The organism is Cytobacillus oceanisediminis 2691 (assembly GCF_007678455.1).
In the GTDB taxonomy this organism is placed as follows: Bacteria; Bacillota; Bacilli; order Bacillales; family Cytobacillaceae; genus Mesobacillus; species Mesobacillus oceanisediminis_A.
The window spans coordinates 235,367-252,411 of sequence record NZ_VEEP01000008.1; the positions used below are offsets into that span (position 1 = coordinate 235,367).

The 17,045-nt window shown below is 44.6% G+C and carries 16 protein-coding genes; 1 reads left to right on the forward strand and 15 read right to left on the reverse strand.

Annotated features, from left to right (window positions below):
* Positions 1-180: 180 nt before the first annotated feature.
* The 11 genes from dnaB to FS736_RS17010 form a co-directional block, all read right to left on the reverse strand.
* Complete coding sequence (gene dnaB, locus FS736_RS16960) at positions 181-1,545, reverse strand: replicative DNA helicase (RefSeq protein WP_144479413.1); 1,365 nt, start codon at positions 1,543-1,545, stop codon at positions 181-183.
* A gap of 114 nt (positions 1,546-1,659) precedes the next feature.
* Positions 1,660-2,109, reverse strand: coding sequence for a 50S ribosomal protein L9 (rplI, locus tag FS736_RS16965; protein WP_144479415.1), 450 nt, complete (start codon positions 2,107-2,109; stop codon positions 1,660-1,662).
* A complete protein-coding gene (locus FS736_RS16970) occupies positions 2,106-4,079 on the reverse strand; it encodes a DHH family phosphoesterase (protein ID WP_144479417.1) in 1,974 nt (657 codons plus the stop codon). Before FS736_RS16970 ends, rplI begins: the two co-directional genes overlap by 4 nt.
* A 30-nt stretch (positions 4,080-4,109) precedes the next feature.
* Positions 4,110-5,051 carry a YybS family protein gene (locus tag FS736_RS16975; RefSeq protein WP_144479419.1) on the reverse strand — a complete coding sequence of 314 codons (942 nt, stop codon included), beginning with the start codon at positions 5,049-5,051 and terminating at the stop codon, positions 4,110-4,112.
* Positions 5,052-5,302: 251 nt separating this feature from the next.
* Positions 5,303-5,539, reverse strand: coding sequence for a 30S ribosomal protein S18 (gene rpsR, locus FS736_RS16980; protein ID WP_079507585.1), 237 nt, complete (start codon positions 5,537-5,539; stop codon positions 5,303-5,305).
* A gap of 50 nt (positions 5,540-5,589) precedes the next feature.
* Positions 5,590-6,075, reverse strand: coding sequence for a single-stranded DNA-binding protein (ssb, locus tag FS736_RS16985; protein ID WP_144479421.1), 486 nt, complete (start codon positions 6,073-6,075; stop codon positions 5,590-5,592).
* 78 nt (positions 6,076-6,153) lie between these two features.
* Positions 6,154-6,441, reverse strand: a complete 288-nt coding sequence (rpsF, locus tag FS736_RS16990) for a 30S ribosomal protein S6 (protein ID WP_144479423.1) — start codon at positions 6,439-6,441, stop codon at positions 6,154-6,156.
* A gap of 284 nt (positions 6,442-6,725) precedes the next feature.
* Complete coding sequence (gene ychF / locus FS736_RS16995) at positions 6,726-7,826, reverse strand: redox-regulated ATPase YchF (protein WP_144479425.1); 1,101 nt, start codon at positions 7,824-7,826, stop codon at positions 6,726-6,728.
* A 1,154-nt stretch (positions 7,827-8,980) separates the two neighbouring features.
* Positions 8,981-10,981 carry a molybdopterin-dependent oxidoreductase gene (locus FS736_RS17000; protein ID WP_144479427.1) on the reverse strand — a complete coding sequence of 667 codons (2,001 nt, stop codon included), beginning with the start codon at positions 10,979-10,981 and terminating at the stop codon, positions 8,981-8,983.
* Between the two features lie 85 nt (positions 10,982-11,066).
* On the reverse strand, positions 11,067-11,261 hold the full coding sequence (locus FS736_RS17005) for a DUF951 domain-containing protein (RefSeq protein WP_079505969.1): 195 nt from the start codon (positions 11,259-11,261) through the stop codon (positions 11,067-11,069).
* 17 nt (positions 11,262-11,278) lie between these two features.
* Positions 11,279-12,187 carry a mechanosensitive ion channel family protein gene (locus tag FS736_RS17010; protein WP_186326821.1) on the reverse strand — a complete coding sequence of 303 codons (909 nt, stop codon included), beginning with the start codon at positions 12,185-12,187 and terminating at the stop codon, positions 11,279-11,281.
* Between the two features lie 365 nt (positions 12,188-12,552).
* Between FS736_RS17010 and yyaC the strand changes: the two genes are divergently transcribed.
* A complete protein-coding gene (gene yyaC / locus FS736_RS17015; RefSeq protein ID WP_144479431.1) occupies positions 12,553-13,185 on the forward strand; it encodes a spore protease YyaC in 633 nt (210 codons plus the stop codon).
* A gap of 119 nt (positions 13,186-13,304) precedes the next feature.
* Here the strand turns inward: yyaC and FS736_RS17020 are convergent, their stop codons facing one another.
* The 4 genes from FS736_RS17020 to noc all read right to left on the reverse strand — a co-directional run bounded on the left by FS736_RS17020 (position 13,305) and on the right by noc (position 16,949).
* Positions 13,305-14,015: a DUF554 domain-containing protein gene (locus FS736_RS17020; protein WP_144479433.1), complete on the reverse strand. Its 711-nt coding sequence runs from the start codon at positions 14,013-14,015 to the stop codon at positions 13,305-13,307.
* A 158-nt stretch (positions 14,016-14,173) separates the two neighbouring features.
* Complete coding sequence (locus FS736_RS17025; RefSeq protein WP_144479435.1) at positions 14,174-15,022, reverse strand: ParB/RepB/Spo0J family partition protein; 849 nt, start codon at positions 15,020-15,022, stop codon at positions 14,174-14,176.
* Positions 15,015-15,776, reverse strand: a complete 762-nt coding sequence (locus FS736_RS17030) for a ParA family protein (protein ID WP_144479437.1) — start codon at positions 15,774-15,776, stop codon at positions 15,015-15,017. The genes FS736_RS17025 and FS736_RS17030 overlap by 8 nt, the downstream gene beginning before the upstream one ends.
* 279 nt (positions 15,777-16,055) lie before the next feature.
* Positions 16,056-16,949, reverse strand: coding sequence for a nucleoid occlusion protein (noc, locus tag FS736_RS17035; RefSeq protein ID WP_144479494.1), 894 nt, complete (start codon positions 16,947-16,949; stop codon positions 16,056-16,058).
* Positions 16,950-17,045: the final 96 nt, after the last annotated feature.

The following is a 17,045-nucleotide window of genomic DNA, read 5'->3' on the forward strand; positions in this document are numbered from 1 at the left end:
CTCCAAAGGTAATACGGTTATTTTTCCGTTTGAAACATATAAAGTTTACCAGTAATCATGGGGGTAAGTCAATAAAACACGAACATTAAATTTATATAACAATTCTTTCGTTCGTAAAATTAACTTGAATAATTGATTAAAGATAAAAAAAAGAGAATTAACCAAACTGGTCAATTCTCATTATGCCCCGGGTGGAGCGTACGATTCGTCATATCGGTTTTCAATGTTGACGAATTTATTGTATTCTTTTACAAAGGCTAGCTTCACGGTTCCTGTCGGGCCGTTACGCTGCTTGGCAATGATGATTTCGATGATATTCTTGTCTTCGGATTCCTTATCATAGTAATCATCACGATACAGGAACGCAACGATATCGGCATCCTGCTCGATTGATCCGGATTCACGGATATCGGACATCATCGGACGCTTGTCCTGACGTTGTTCCACGCCACGGGACAGCTGCGACAAGGCGATGACTGGAACCTGCAGTTCACGTGCCAGCTGCTTGAGGGAACGTGAGATTTCCGATACTTCCTGCTGGCGGTTTTCGCCAGCACGGCCGCTTCCAAGGATCAGCTGCAAGTAGTCGATCATGATCATGCCAAGACCTTGTTCCTGCTTTAGACGGCGGCATTTGGAACGGATATCAGTAATCCTGACACCCGGGGTATCATCAATGAAAATCCCTGCATTGGACAGGCTGCCCATTGCCATCGTCAGCTTGCCCCAGTCTTCATCATTTAGGGATCCAGTACGCAGTCTCTGGGCATCAATATTTCCCTCAGCACAGAGTACACGCATGACAAGCTGTTCCGCACCCATCTCCAAACTGAAAATCGCGACATTCTCCCCTGTCTTTTTCGCAACATTCTGGGCGATGTTCAGGGCGAACGCTGTTTTACCAACAGAAGGACGGGCACCCACTATGATCAGGTCATTCCGCTGGAAACCGGCGGTCATACGGTCAAGCTCAGCAAAACCAGTTTCCAGCCCGGTGATATCCCCTTTACGGTTATGCATTTCCTCGATATTATCATAAGTCCGGACAAGGACATCTTTTATATTGTGGAACGCCCCGCCGCCTTTGCGCTGGGCAACCTCCATGATGTTCTTTTCTGCCTCGGCCAGCAATGCTTCAACTTCATCTTCACGCATATAGCCATCTTCAGCAATGCCTGAAGCAGTGCGGATCAGCCTTCTCAGCAGCGATTTTTCTTCTACGATTCTAGCATAATACTCTATGTTTGCTGCAGTCGGCACGGACGCAGCCAATTCACTTAGATAGCTGACCCCTCCAACATCCTCAATCAGCTTGGAAGATGCCAGGTTCTCCGTGACGGTCACGAGGTCGATTGCTTTCCCTTTATCATTCAAATCCAGCATGACGCTGAATATTTTCTGGTGTGCCACACGATAAAAATCATCTGGTAACAGGATTTCTGAAGCAAGAGTTAAAGCTGATGGCTCTAAAAAAATTGCACCAAGTACGGCTTGTTCCGCTTCCATATTTTGCGGCGGAAGTCGATCCGCGAATAATTCACTCATCTGCCAGCCCCCTTACAAAATTACTGTAATTGAAAAAAAGTGATCAGCTGAACCGATCACCTATTTCTGTAACTATATTATTTTATCATGTTTAAGACTATATGGAACTGTAAATTATTTTCCTTCTTTTACATGGACATTCAATGTTGCCTGAACTTCTTTATGAAGCTTTACAGGAACTTTTGTGTATCCTAGTGTGCGGATAGCATCCTGCATCTCGATTTTACGCTTATCAAGCTTGATTTTATGCGCTTTTTGCAGTTCATCAGCAATCTGCTTACTTGTGATTGAACCAAAAAGACGGCCGTCTTCACCGGACTTTGCAGATAGTTCAACCGTAACTTTTTCCAGCTTTTCCTTCAATGCCTTCGCATCCTCAAGTTCCTGCTGGGCCATTTTCTCTTCTTTCTTCTGCTGTGCGCTCAGGGAACTCATTGCGGCCTGATTGGCTTCTACAGCAAGCCCCTGCTTTATCAGGAAGTTATGAGCATAGCCGTCTGCCACATTTTTGATTTCGCCTTTTTTGCCTTTTCCTTTAACGTCCTTCAAAAAGATTACTTTCATTCTTTTTGTCCCCCTTCTAAATAATCATCTATCGCATTTTGTAAAAGTGTTTCTGCCTCGTCCGTTGAAAGATCATACATTTGTGTTGCTGCATTGGTCAAATGCCCGCCGCCTTCGAGATTTTCCATGATGACCTGGACATTGACTTCACCTAATGATCTTGCGCTGATGCCAATCGTGGCTTCGGCTCTCCGGGATATAACAAATGACGCCTGTACACCATCCATAGTCAAAAGGGTGTCTGCTGCCTGTGCAATCAGGACATGGTCACAATAAATATCATCCGATCCTTTTGCAATGACAATGCCGTCACGGTAAAAATAAACATTTTCAATGATTCTTGCTCTTTTAATATAGGTATTAATATCTTCTTTTAAGAACTTCTGGACCAGAACAGTATCCGCCCCATGGCTTCGGAGGTAGGAAGCAGCATCGAATGTCCGTGCACCAGTCCTTAAAGTAAAGCTTTTTGTATCGACGATAATCCCAGCCAGTAAAGCAGTGGCCTCAAGCATCTGGATTCTTCCATTTTTCGGCTGGTATTCAAGCAATTCCGTAACGAGCTCTGCCGTCGAGGAAGCATAGGGCTCCATGTAGACAAGCAGCGGATTTTTGATAAACTCCTCGCCCCTGCGATGGTGGTCGATGACGATGACATTCTCAATCTTGTTCAATAGCTTTTCATCGATCACCAGTGACGGCTTATGCGTATCGACGACGACCAGCAAAGTGTCATCTGAGGCGATTTCATACGCCTGTTCCGGTGTGATGAAACGGGAGTAGAGATCTTCGTTTTGTTTAATCTCATCCATCAGGCGTTGCACACCTGTATCAATCTCGTTTTTATTATAGATAATGAACCCTTCACGCTTGTTCAGTTGGGCAACTTTAAGGATTCCGATTGCCGAACCGATCGCGTCCATATCCGGGTTCTTATGGCCCATGATCAAGACCTTGTCACTCTCGATGACGAGTTCCTTCAGTGCGTGGGAAATGACTCGTGCCCTTACCCTTGTACGCTTTTCAACAGGATTGGTCTTGCCTCCATAAAACTTCACTTTTCCATTAGGCTGCTTGATTGCCACCTGGTCACCGCCACGCCCCAAAGCAAGGTCCAAACTGGATTGTGCCTGTGTACCTAGCTCAGGAAGAGAAGAATATCCAGTGCCAACCCCAATACTTAAAGTTAAAGGAACGTTTTGCTTTGATGTCGTCTCCCTTACCTCATCAAGGATGGTGAATTTGCCTTTTTCCAGCAGCCGGAGGATATGCTCATTGAATACCGCGATAAAGCGCTCTGATGATACCCTTTTTAGGAAAACCCCATTATTGGTCGCCCATTTATTCAAAATCGAGGTCACCAAACTGTTCAGACTGCTTTTTGTCTGATCATCCATCCCCTGGGTCACTTCTTCATAATTATCAAGATAAATGATCGAGATGACTGTCCGTTCATCATGATACATTTTTTCAATTTCGGTCTGCTCGGTCACATCGAAAAAGTAGAGCAACCGCTCCTCAGGTTTATGGATGATCCTGAATTTGCGATCGTGAAGAGTGATGATTTCCGTTTCGACCTCTTGCTTGATCAATGGAATGACGGCATCGGCTACATCATACAGTGACTTTCCGACAAGCGAGTCTTCATTGAAACAGGAGGCAATGAAAGGGTTCGTCCACTCAATATAATAGTCATCATTGATTAGCATGATCCCGATCGGCATTTCCATCAAAGCCTCTTCGCCGACCTTTTTCACGCGGTAAGAAAGGGTGGAAATATACTCTTCCGTTTCTTCCTTTATTTTATGATTCACTTGAAAAATCAAATATACCAACAGGCCAGTGAGAATGAACCCTGCAGCCCCTATAATCCAGTTATAGAAAGACAGAAATCCAATTAGCACCAGTGTTACGGCCATCAATCCATACAATGGATAACGTATTTGCCGCCTCTCTAAATAAGAAGGCATGTGCTCAGCTCCTAAAGCGTTAGTTTCTGATTACTTCTTCTCTCCTAGACGTTTTCTTAAATCAAATCCTAAATCAATTATACCTAATATCCTCACAATATAAAGAACAAATGGCAGGAGGAACATCAGGACTATCACGATAATGGGGACAGCTTTCGTGTACCCTTTTATATGCGTGAAATAAAAAACGAACGCGATACCTTGAAGAACCATCAGCATTTGCAGGATGAACGAAAGATTGGATATCACCCAGAACCAATACGTCCCTTGTTCAGGCTGCATGACCAATGCAACGATCATCGTGATCAGATAGTACCATAGAATGCTTTTTGGAAGATTCAATTCCCTGAACGGACGCCATACAGGCACCTTGATGCCAAACCGTTTCATGAACGGAAATGAAGCAAGCTGAAGCAGGAACACAATTAAAAAGGAAGACATCACGAACATGCTTGGCACAAGTACTTCAATCATATCGACCATTGTTTCAAATTGTTTGATAAGCTTCTCATCAGGTGTCTGGCCCATTTGTTCAAGCATATTGATTGCCTGATCAACAGAGGAACGGAATACCGTCACCATTTCATCAATGAAATTGATGTTAAATAAAACGATCGACAAAGCATATTGTGCCACTAAATTCACTAGAAACACGACGGAACCGGCGATATAAACAGCAAACCTGCTTTTCCCTTCCCTCACCATATACCCCATGACTGCTCCTGTCGTTCCAAAAGCTAGAGCCAGTGGCATCGCCAGGAACGAACCAAGAATCATCGATAGCAAAACAGCCGCGAGTGTAAAGACAGCGGTGCTTTTCCAGTCATGCTTAGCCCCGAACATCAGGAACGGCAAGGAAAGAAAGAAATTCACGACCATTCCCAATCCGGGAATATACAAAGTAATTAACAACAAAACAGCAAAAATCGCCAACAGGATGGCACCCTCTGTCAGCTTGTATGTATTTTTCATATTTCACCTCATCTAAAAGCGTAAGCGCCTTGGATAGCCCTGACAAGCGTTCAAAGCGTATGCATCCTGATTATGCCCGACATCATCTCCAGACTGAAGACTTCCGGGCATGGCCACATCTAAAATAACCGATAAGAACTATTTTATCCTGTAAATTACGGACAAGCAACCAAAGCGGTATTATAGCTGGAAGAAAGGCAAAAGTAATATAAAAGGCAGCGGGAAGCCCCGCTGCCTTTTAAAACCGATCATTATTCGCCTGAAACGTATGGCAGTAATGCCATTTGACGAGAACGTTTGATTGCAACTGTCAATTTACGCTGATATTTAGCGCTAGTTCCAGTTACACGGCGTGGTAAAATTTTACCGCGCTCAGAGATGAATTTCTTAAGAAGATCAACATCTTTATAATCAATTTTAGTGATTCCGTTTGCTGTGAAGTAGCAAACTTTACGGCGTTTTGCACGTCCGCCTCTGCGTCCACCCATTGCCATGGTCATTTCCCTCCTTGTGTATTATATTTCATGTCCGAGTTATATTAGAATGGAAGATCATCATCTGAAATGTCGATCTGGCCGCCACCTGCAAATGGATCTTCATCTACTTTTGTATAACCTTGGTTCTGGCGTTGATTCTGATTCCCAAACGGGGAACCTTGATCATTTTGACGGGAATAACCGCTATCCCCTCTGTCTGAAGACTGTCCTTTTGGCTCAAGGAACTGAACACTCTCAGCAAGAACTTCTGTAACGTATACACGCTTACCATCTTGTCCTTCATAGCTGCGAGTCTGGACACGTCCGTCTACACCTGCAAGGCTGCCTTTCTTCAAGAAGTTAGCAACGTTTTCAGCTGGACGGCGCCATACCACACAGTTAATGAAGTCTGCTTCTCTTTCCCCCTGCTGGTTGGTAAATGAACGATTTACCGCAAGCGTGAAAGTAGCAACTGCAACCCCATTAGGTGTGAAACGTAATTCAGGATCCTTGGTCAAACGGCCGACAAGAACGACACGATTCATCATCAGAATCAACTCCTTCCCCCCAGCATGGATGTTCCATGTGAAACACCTTCCGCTGAAAGTTTCTATTTATATCATTTATTATTCTTCTTCTTTAATTACGATGTGGCGAAGGATATCTTCGTTGATCTTAGCAAGACGAGAGAATTCCTCAACTGCTGCCGGAGTAGCGTTTACCTTAACAAGCTGGTAGTAGCCATCACGGAAATCATTGATTTCATAAGCTAGGCGGCGTTTGCCCCATTCCTTAGCTTCTGCAACTTCCGCACCGTTGTCTGTAAGGATTGTGCTGAAACGCTCAGTAAGAGCCTTTTTAGCTTCCTCTTCAATGTTTGGGCGGATGATGTACATAATTTCGTACTTTCTCATCACTGTCACCTCCTTTTGGTCTAAACGGCCCCATTACAGGGCAAGGAGTAATTGTTTAATTACTCACAAGATGAAATTATATCACAGAACCTATTCAAAAGCAACGCAATATGAAATGAAACTGCTTTTGCTTTTGCTTTTGCTGTGTCATAGAATTCTATAAGAAAATACTAACATATGTTCGTATTTTTGTCCAAGCTAATTTTAGCTAATTTTAGCTAATTTTAGCTAATTTTAGCTAATTTTAAAAAATCAGCCCTGCATCTCGGCAGGACTGACTTTGATTATACATTAAAGCGGAAGTGGATGATGTCTCCGTCTTTCACTTCATACTCTTTACCCTCAAGGCGGACCTTTCCGGCTTCCTTGGCAGCTGTCATTGACCCCGCTGCAAGAAGGTCATCGTAGTGGACTGTTTCTGCGCGGATGAATCCTCGCTCGAAGTCAGAGTGGATGACGCCGGCACATTGAGGTGCCTTCATGCCGCGGCGGAATGTCCATGCGCGTACTTCCTGGACGCCAGCTGTGAAGTAGGTAGCCAGTCCCAGCAGGCTGTATGCCGCACGGATCAACTGGTCCAAACCTGATTCTTCAATTCCCAGCTCCTCAAGGAACATTTCCTTTTCTTCGCCTTCTAGCTCAGCAATCTCTTCCTCGATTTTCGCACTGATGACAATAACTTCCGCATTGTCCTTTTCAGCGAATTCGCGGACTTTCTGCACATACTCATTGCCGCTAGGGTCTGTGACATCTTCCTCGCCAACGTTGGCAACGTAAAGCATTGGCTTGATTGTCAATAAGTGAAGCTGCTTGACGATTTTCATTTCTTCTTCAGTGAATTCCACTGCGCGAGCTGGCTGTTCAGCTTCAAATGCTTCACGCAAACGTGCCAGAATCGGAAACTCAATAGAAGCTTCCTTATCTTTTTGTTTAGCCAATTTCTCAACACGGCTGATTCTTTTTTCAACAGATTCCATGTCAGCCAGAATCAATTCCAGGTTAATAACCTCAATATCAGATATTGGGTCTACTTTACCTGCAACGTGAGTAATATTGTCATCCGCAAAACAGCGGACAACCTGACAGATTGCATCTACCTGGCGGATATGTGAAAGGAACTTGTTACCCAGTCCTTCACCCTTGCTCGCACCTTTAACGATGCCGGCAATGTCAGTGAATTCAAAAGCAGTCGGCACCGTCTTTTTCGGCTGGACCAGCTCAGTCAATTTAGTTAAACGATGATCAGGAACCTCGACGATTCCGACATTCGGGTCAATCGTACAGAACGGATAGTTGGCTGATTCAGCACCAGCCTGTGTGATCGCATTAAACAATGTTGACTTCCCGACGTTAGGAAGCCCAACAATACCTGCTGTTAAAGCCATCCATGTCACTCCTCTATTTAAAAATGTATCTATTCAAGCAAGAATCACCTAAACGATTTTTTCCTCTCACAATTATAGAGATTACAGGGGGAAAAGACAAGCTTGTAAAAAAGAGCAAGCCTCTTGGTGCCCTATTGAAGGGGAAATGTATGTCCTTTCCGCCTGAATGGTGACCTTATAGTGCTGAATTCGTCTGCATAAGGGTATCTTTTCGCTTGAATGGTGACCTTATGGAGATGAAATTGACTGCATAAGGGTATCTTTCTGATTGAATGGTGACCTTATGGAGGTGGAATTGACTGCATAAGGGTATCTTTTCGCTTGAATGATACCCTTATAGAGATGGATTCGCCCACATAAGGGTATCTTTCCGCTTGAATGGTACCCTTATAGAGATGGATTCGCCCACATAAGGGTATCTTTCCGCTTGAATGGTACCCTTATAGAGATGGATTTGCCCACATAAGGGTATCTTTCCGCTTGAATGGTACCCTTATAGAGATGGATTTGCCCACATAAGGGTTTCTTTCCGCTTGAATGGTACCCTTATAGAGATGAAATTGACTGCATAAGGGTATCTTTCTGATTGAATGGTGACCTTATGGAGGTGGAATTGACTGCATAAGGGAATCTTTTCGCTTGAATGATACCCTTATAGAGATGGATTCGCCCACATAAGGGTATCTTTCCGCTTGAATGGTACCCTTATAGAGATGGATTCGCCCACATAAGGGTATCTTTCCGCTTGAATGGTACACTTATAGAGATGGATTTGCCCACATAAGGGTATCTTTCCGCTTGAATGGTACCCTTATAGAGATGGATTTGCCCACATAAGGGTTTCTTTCCGCTTGAATGGTACCCTTATAGAGATGAAATTGTCTGCATAAGGGTATCTTTCTGATTGAATGGTGACCTTATGGAGGTGGAATTGACTGCATAAGGGTATCTTTTCGCTTGAATGGTGACCTTATGGAGGTGGAATTGACTGCATAAGGGTATCTTTCCGCTTGAATGGTACACTTATAGAGATAGATTTGCGCACATAAGGGTATCTTTCCACTCGAATGGTGTCCTCATGAAATTGGGATTGCTATCCTCTCCACCCAAATTAAAAAAACCGCACTCTCTATTAAAGTGCGGCAACCAATCCATCATCCTTTTTCCACTTTTTCAATATTGACCAGGCAATCATAAAGGGTGCTGCCGAGGCCGTTGTCTGATTCTCGGCTGGATGTCAGCTGGTTGACTGAGCCGCCGAAACGGGCGCTCAAGCCTTCATCGATATTAACCGTTCCCGGATGGGCCATTTTAAAAATGGAAACCGTCCCTTTCACTTCTCCTCTGTCGTTCCATACCCGCACATAATCCTGATCTTTCAAGCCTTTTTCGGCAGCGACGCTTTCGGCGATTTCCACTTTCACATATGGTTCTGGCTGGAACAGGTGGAAATGTTGCGAATGGTTTGAACGCAGCGGATGAATCGTCAGCAATGTATAAGGGTATTTTTCAGCTAGCTCGGAATTGGTCCATTTTGTTTCGGTTGGCAGCGACAGCTTGATTTTTCCGTCCGCAACGGCGGATGAAGTGAATTCATACTTGCCGCTTGGCGTTTTGAAACTCCTGTCTGCCCAGGGAATTTTATCAACGGGAAGCTCAGCGAACTTTTCCACACGGATTTTATCAAGACTGATGCCCTTTTCAGTCAAAGCTGCAAGCCCCATGCCGATGAATTCTTCTCTGGTAAAATTAAATTCGTCCCCAAACCCTAATCTTGTTGCTAGTTCTTCCCAGATCCAGGCGTCTGGCTTGGCCTCACCCGGCGGTTCTACAAGTTTTGGGCCATGGTTCACATAATGATGGTACATCGACGAATAATATACATCCTCCACTTCAAAAGCGGTCGCGGCTGGTAGAACATAATCAGCAAGTTCGGCTGTATCTGTCATGAACTGGTCAATCACGACGAGAGTTTCGAGCGATTCAAATGCCTTCCGAACCCGATTTGTGTCAGGAACCTGCGTCAGCGGGTTGCCGCAGGTGACGATCCCCATTTTGATTTCTGGATCCACAGCGCTAAGAATCCCCTCGGCCTGCCTCATCATCGTGAACGTGCGTGAAGCCTTCTTTTGTTCAGGCATCGCCATGTTCTGATAATCAAAGCTCTGCCCTACCTGTTTGTTGGCATAATTGGCTCCGCCGCCCGCAATTCCAATATTGCCGCTGACAGCGACCAGTGCGTCAAGAAGTCTAATCGTGTTGCCGCCATTTTCATAGCGCTGCATTCCAAGGCCCATGATCGTGGAAACCGGGCGGTCAGCATAAACCCCTGCAAGAAGGGTAATGATTTCGGCCGGAACCTCTGTCACTTGACTGATATATTCTAACGTCACGCTATCCAGCAGAGTCTTCAAGTCCTCGAACCCTACCGTCTGATTTGCCAAAAACTCAACGTCCTGCAGCTCCATCCGGAGCAACTCTTTCATGATGCCCGCCGCTAACAGCCCATCGAAGCCAGGCTTAATGGAGATATATTCATTCGCCAGCTTGGCAGTTGCATTATAAATAGGGTCAATTACATATATCTTCGTGCCATTTTTTTTCACAGCCTGGAGGTTCTGAAAAAGGTGCATATTCGTCCGGGCGACATTCCTGCCCCAGATGACGACATGTTTGCTATTTTCCAAATCCTCAGGTGCATGGCTGTACGCGTCACCGAAATCCCAGTTCTGTGCCTCAATACCAGAGCCCCAGCAGATTGAACCTGTCAATTCAGTCACTCCGCCATAAAGATTGAAAAAGCGGCTGTCTAAATTGGAAAGCAAACCACTGTTGGAGTAATCGTGGCTGTGTAAAACGGAAATGGTACCAAAATTATCTTTATAATAGGCCAGTTTTTCAGCAATTTCACCTAACGCCTGCTCCCAGGAAATCTGCTGGAATCTGCCCTCGATTTTTTTCAGTGGATAGAGCAGGCGATCTTCTGAGTTCGCCCTGTTCTCAAGCATCCTGCCGCGGCCGCAAATTTTGCCCTGGGTAATAGGGTGCTCGGGGTTGCCTTCTACCTTTGTTACTTTTCCGTCCTCCACGGTAACAAGGAACCCGCAGCTGTCCCAGCAATTCAACGGACAGGCTGAATGATGTACTGTTGCCATTTCCTCATCTCCCCACTTCTTCTCTATATCGTTCATTAATTTTAATACTAAGGATAATACAATATTGATAAAAAAAGAAGCAGGATTATTCTCCCTGCTTCGATAAAACCTTCTTCACTTTTCGTGTGAACTCTTTTCTTGGAATTAAGACACTGTGCTCGCAGCCTTCACATTTGATTCGGATATCCATGCCAAGACGGATGATTTTCCACTTGTTGGTGCCGCAAGGATGTGGTTTTTTCATTTCAACAACATCATTCAGTTGAAACTCGTGCTCCAATTTCAAAACCTCCTTGTTTATTTACCGAATTCTTTCTGCTCTCCGCCTTCCTGGCGTGAGTACATGACCATACGAGGAAATGGAATTTCAATTCCATTTTCATCAAGAACTAGTTTGATGTCCTTGCGCATCTTTCTTCCAATATACCAATGCTTCATCGGAAGAGTTTCCGCAACAATCCGCAGGATGACTTCAGACGCTGCGAATTGCTGAACCCCTAAAAGCTCTGGCGTCTTGACGAGTTCAGGATATTTCTCAGTCGTTGTCTCGAGGTACTCCTGGATGACTTTTTCTGCGTGATCTATATCCCCTTCATAAGCAATGCCGATATCCAGGACAGCGACACTGTTATAAAGCGAAAAATTGGTGACTTCCACGATACTTCCGTTGGGCAAAATATTCATTTCCCCTGTAAAGTTTTTAATCTTCGTCGTCCGCAGCCCGATTTCCTCCACAGTTCCTTCAAATTGGCCAATTCTTACATAATCTCCTACCGAGAATTGGTCTTCGAAAATAATGAAGAAGCCGGTGATGATGTCTTTCACGAGACTTTGTGCACCGAAGCCGACTGCCAAACCGACAATCCCGGCACCGGCAAGCATCGCCTTTACATCAATTGTCAGCGCTGCAAGAATGGACATAATCGCAATAAAATAGACAACATATGATAGCACATTTTCCAGCAATTTCATTAAGGTAGCTTCACGCCGTTCCGTAATCCGGAGAGGTCCTCTCGTCCTGACCTTAAAGAAGTTGCGGATTGCAATCTTTCCGACTCGGATAAACAAGCCAGTTATGATCAGGATTGCAATGATTTTCAAAACACCTTCCCCAATTGCAAACCAAAGCTTATCGTCCGTGAGTTGATTGCTTATATTATTTAAAACTTTCTGCGTCCTTGTCAGACTCTCTTCTGCTTTCGTCATTTTTTTCACCTGCCCGTAAAATTCATCCATCTATCAAACGTTATGTAACAAAGTAGAAGATTTCATACAAACACATCCATTTTAACAAGTTTTATAATGTAGTTAAAGAAGAGTGTTTGTCCAGTAACACAACAACCGTTTAGAAGAAGTTGCCGTTCTATCGTTTCATTATATTAATATAACATCAACACTTTTTAAAAGGGCCCATAACATCAAAAACCTTCGCTGGTAAAAATAAGACCTTATACCTCTATAAAAGATTCACTGCTCCAAAAGACCCTGTTTAAATCTTTCTGTTTACAGGTATGTATAGATTACAAAAAAAGTCCGTATACTGATAGTACGAATTTTAAGGAGTTGATCCAATGAATCTCAAAAACCATTTTTTCGAGCGGAAAAACAGTGTGGCGAAAATCAATCATGAGGATGAGCTGGCGGCCGAAAAGCTGGCTTCTGAAATCCTGGACCTTCTTCCTAACTTCAGTGCCAGGCCCATTGTTTTTGTCTGCATTGGAACTGACCGCTCCACCGGTGATTCATTGGGTCCGCTGATCGGAACACTGCTGGAAGAAAAGGATATCGCTCCATATCATGTGTATGGGACGCTCGATGATCCGATACATGCTGTCAATATGGATGCCAAGCTGACGGAAATCAAGCAAAAGCACTTTAATCCATTCATAATCGGCATAGACGCATGTCTTGGACGTTTGAAAAGCGTCGGCTCGATCCAGGTTGCCAATGGGCCTGTCAAGCCAGGTGCCGGTGTGAACAAGGAACTGCCGGAAGTCGGGGATATGCATATTACAGGAATTGTCAATGTGAGCGGTTTTATGGAGTTCTTCGTCTTACAGAACACAAGATTGAATCTCGTGCTAAAAATGGCCAAAACGATTGCGAACGGCATTTTCGAGAGCAGCCAGCAACGACCCAGGAAACAGGATTGGCCAAAGCTGAATTGGGACCTTGAAGCTGAACAGCCTACAGTTGTGGAATGACGATGGTGTAAAACGCCGGGAGATGATCTCCCGGCGTAATTTCATGCCAAAATGGCAATCCTCAACCTTTAAGAGCGTGACATTCAATAGAGCATACAGAGTTTAGCGGCGCGCGCGCCTCAAACTCCGATCATATAGTGCGAAATCATGACAAGTATAGCCGTCACCAGTATGCCGGGCAGGAGGTTCGCCACCCTGATTTTAGTCAGGCCAATCATGTTCAAGCCGATGGCAAAAATCATCACCCCTCCTGTGGCGGTCAGCTCAAGGATGAAGCTGTCCATCAATGCCTGCGGAATCAGCTTATCGATTTGCGTTGCAAATAATGCGATGGTTCCCTGATAGATCACGACTGGTATCGCTGAAAAAAGCACCCCAATACCAAGTGTGGTAGTGAGGATTAGTGCCGTGAAGCCGTCAATGATCGCTTTGGTATATAAGACGTCATGGTCGCCTCGAATCCCGCTGTCAAGTGCCCCGATAATCGCCATTGCCCCAATGACAAAAATCAACGTCGCGGTGACGAACCCCTGGGAAATGCTGCCCTCTCCTTTTGAGCCTATCTTACTTTCAAGCCAGTCCCCGACTGCATTCAGCTTATCCTCAAGCTTCCATGCCTCCCCAAGCACTGCACCGATTACCAGACTTAAGATGACGATCAGGAAATTGGCGCTCTTAAAGCCCATCTGCAGGCCCAGCACCATAACGGCAAGCCCGATGGCATGCATGACGGTGGCTTTCATATTTTCAGGTATTTTCGTCAGCAGCCTGCCCAATAAGGTTCCGATGATGATCAATAAACCATTCACCATGGTGCCAAGTAAAAACATATTGTTCACCCATTTTCAGTTTTAGTCATGTAAGGCTTTTTTCGCAGTAAGTGTTGCTATGCAACTCCGTGATGAATAGTTGAAAGCAATAAGGGTGGGTGAAAGCAACAAAACGCACGAAAAGCCTATGTAAAAAAAGAAGCCATCGAAATGATAGCTTAGGAATTTTGCTTGTCTAATAATTCAAGGATTCGTTCCAGATCATCCTTAGAGAAGAACTCTATTTCAATTTTCCCTTTGTTTTTGGATTGCTTGATGTTAACCGTAGTGCCGAAGCGTTCACGAAGCGAGGTTTCCCGCTCGCGGATGAATACGTCCTTGGTCACTTTTTCGGTTTTTGTTTCACGTGGAACGACCCCGTTCATTTGCTGGATCAGCTGTTCAAGCTGGCGTACATTCATGCCTTCTTTAAGGATTTTATCGACAAGGACAGAAAGCTTGTCCTTCTTTCTTAACCCAAGAAGCGCACGGCCGTGCCCCATTGAGATTTTCCCTTCTGAAATAAGCTGCTGGATTTTTGGCGGCAGCGACAGCAACCGGATATGGTTTGCCAGATGCGGCCGGCTTTTGCCCAGTCTTTTCGCCAGCTCTTCCTGTGTGAGCTTCAGCTTCTCAATCAAAGTTTGATAGGCAATTCCCTCTTCGATCGGATTCAAATCTTCACGTTGAAGGTTTTCCAGCACCGCAAGCTCCATCATTTGCTGCTCATTCAGCTCACGCACGACTGCCGGTACGGTTTCCAGTCTGGCTTCTTTCGCAGCACGATAACGCCTTTCCCCAACTACGATTTCATAGCCTTTAATCGTTTTCCTGACGATGATTGGCTGGAGGATTCCATGCTCCTGAATTGAAAGCTTCAATTCCTCAATCGCTTCTGGTTCAAAAACTTTTCGTGGTTGATATGGATTTGGTCTGATTTCCTTGATGCTTATTTCCTGGACCTTTTCTTCCTTTTCGGCCTCCATATTGAAGAAAGCATTCAATCCCTTACCTAAGCCTTTAGCCATTTGCAACCACTTCCTTTGCAAGATCTAAATAAACCTCTGCTCCGCGGGATTTCGGATCATAAATGATAATTGGCTCTCCATGGCTGGGAGCTTCACTCAGACGGACGTTCCTGGGAATGATCGTCTGGTAAACCTTGTCCTGGAAGTACTTCTTCACTTCCTCAATCACTTGCAGACCAAGATTCGTACGTGCATCCAGCATCGTCAGCAAGACACCTTCAATCTTCAAATCCTGGTTCAAATGCTTCTGCACCAGACGAACCGTATTCAGTAGCTGGCTCAGTCCTTCAAGCGCATAATACTCGCATTGTACAGGAATGATGACCGCATCAGAAGCTGTCAAAGCATTCAGGGTCAATAGTCCAAGTGATGGCGGACAGTCTATGATAATATAATCAAATCGGTCTTTTACTTCCTCAAGAGCCCGCTTCAAGCGAACTTCCCTCGAAATGGTAGGTACAAGCTCAATTTCCGCCCCAGCCAGCTGGATAGTTGCGGGAATCGTATATAGATTCTCAACCGCGGTAGGATGGATTACCTTGCCCGCTTCCACATCATCTACGAGCACATCATAAATGCATTGTTCAACATCCGCTTTTTCTATGCCTACACCGCTCGTCGCATTTCCCTGAGGATCTGTATCGACAAGCAGCACTTTTTTCCCTATGTATGCCAGGCATGCACCGAGATTCACCGATGTCGTCGTCTTGCCGACTCCACCCTTTTGATTCGCAATCGCAATGATTTTTCCCACATTGTCACCTTCTTTCAAACCCATAAAAATCCTATTCAGCTTTTCCAAGCACATACGTAAAATAAGGCTTTTTCCAGCACCATGCCGAAAAAAGCAATCATGTATTCTATTTTATCATGAATTCTGACAGTTGATAGAATTTTTATGAAAAAGTAATACCACTGTGAAAATAGTAAACTAGTATTGGATTCCAGAGTGTTATCGTTATGTGAACGGGATGAAGGGCTTTCTGCTAAAAAACAAAAAAGCAGGAGACAGCTTATCTCCCACTTTCAATAGTTATTTCTTCTTTGGAATGCGGATTGTGAATTGGTAAAACTCTTCAAACTCTTCTTCTTCCGAGTCGAGATTGATGCCGCTGTCAGAAACCATGCTCAGCGATTGGCGGATTGTATTGACGGCAATCCTCATGTCCTTGCTGAATGCTTTCCGCTTTGGTTTTGGTTTTTCTTCCCCTTGACTAAGGAGCTTGACGACACGTTCTTCCGTTTGCTTGACATTGAGAGATTTCTCGATGACCTCAGCCAGCACCTGTACCTGCAATTCAGGGTTTTTCAATGGAATGAGTGAACGTGCATGCCGCTCTGTGATCAATTTATTTAAAAGTGCATCCTGGACTTCCTGGGGAAGCTTCAGCAACCGCAGCTTATTTGCAACTGTCGATTGTCCTTTCCCAAGCCTTTGGGCCAGTGCTTCCTGTGTGAGGTTATGAATTTCCAGCAATTTCCCATAGGCCATCGCCTCTTCAATCGGTGACAGTTCCTCCCGCTGAAGATTCTCTATCAAAGCCACAGATGCCGTTTCGGAATCAGACAGGTTATTAACGATCGCCGGAACTTCTTCCCACTCAAGCTTTTTCATTGCCCGCCAGCGGCGTTCCCCGGCAATGATTTCAAATCGATCCTGGTCGTATTCCCGTACGACGATTGGCTGGATTACTCCATGTATGTGAATGGTACGGGCCAATTCTTCAATCTTTTCATCATCAAAAACAGTCCTTGGCTGGTATCTGTTTGGAATAATATGGTCAATCGGAATTTTTTTAATTTCTTCGTTTTCTATGTTGTCAATATCCTCAACCGTTTGTTCTTCCATTTGGTTCGCTTCTTCCACTTGGTTCCGTTCTTTTTCCTTTTCTCCAAGGCCAAAAAAGCGCGAAAAAGAAGGCTTCATCACCCTACACCACCTTTATGAACTCCCTATTACATATTCTCTATAAAAATGACAAGTTCCTGCTTATAGACTCTATTATAAACTAAAATCATTTTT

Bases quoted from the DNA above. Each gene is read 5' to 3' on its own strand.
- dnaB (WP_144479413.1), bottom strand. From the start codon at position 1,545: ATGAGTGAATTATTCGCGGATCGACTTCCGCCGCAAAATATGGAAGCG.
- rplI (WP_144479415.1), bottom strand. From the start codon at position 2,109: ATGAAAGTAATCTTTTTGAAGGACGTTAAAGGAAAAGGCAAAAAAGGC.
- FS736_RS16970 (WP_144479417.1), bottom strand. From the start codon at position 4,079: ATGCCTTCTTATTTAGAGAGGCGGCAAATACGTTATCCATTGTATGGA.
- FS736_RS16975 (WP_144479419.1), bottom strand. From the start codon at position 5,051: ATGAAAAATACATACAAGCTGACAGAGGGTGCCATCCTGTTGGCGATT.
- rpsR (WP_079507585.1), bottom strand. From the start codon at position 5,539: ATGGGTGGACGCAGAGGCGGACGTGCAAAACGCCGTAAAGTTTGCTAC.
- ssb (WP_144479421.1), bottom strand. From the start codon at position 6,075: ATGATGAATCGTGTCGTTCTTGTCGGCCGTTTGACCAAGGATCCTGAA.
- rpsF (WP_144479423.1), bottom strand. From the start codon at position 6,441: ATGAGAAAGTACGAAATTATGTACATCATCCGCCCAAACATTGAAGAG.
- ychF (WP_144479425.1), bottom strand. From the start codon at position 7,826: ATGGCTTTAACAGCAGGTATTGTTGGGCTTCCTAACGTCGGGAAGTCA.
- FS736_RS17000 (WP_144479427.1), bottom strand. From the start codon at position 10,981: ATGGCAACAGTACATCATTCAGCCTGTCCGTTGAATTGCTGGGACAGC.
- FS736_RS17010 (WP_186326821.1), bottom strand. From the start codon at position 12,187: ATGACGAAAGCAGAAGAGAGTCTGACAAGGACGCAGAAAGTTTTAAAT.
- yyaC (WP_144479431.1), top strand. From the start codon at position 12,553: ATGAATCTCAAAAACCATTTTTTCGAGCGGAAAAACAGTGTGGCGAAA.
- FS736_RS17020 (WP_144479433.1), bottom strand. From the start codon at position 14,015: ATGTTTTTACTTGGCACCATGGTGAATGGTTTATTGATCATCATCGGA.
- FS736_RS17025 (WP_144479435.1), bottom strand. From the start codon at position 15,022: ATGGCTAAAGGCTTAGGTAAGGGATTGAATGCTTTCTTCAATATGGAG.
- noc (WP_144479494.1), bottom strand. From the start codon at position 16,949: ATGAAGCCTTCTTTTTCGCGCTTTTTTGGCCTTGGAGAAAAGGAAAAA.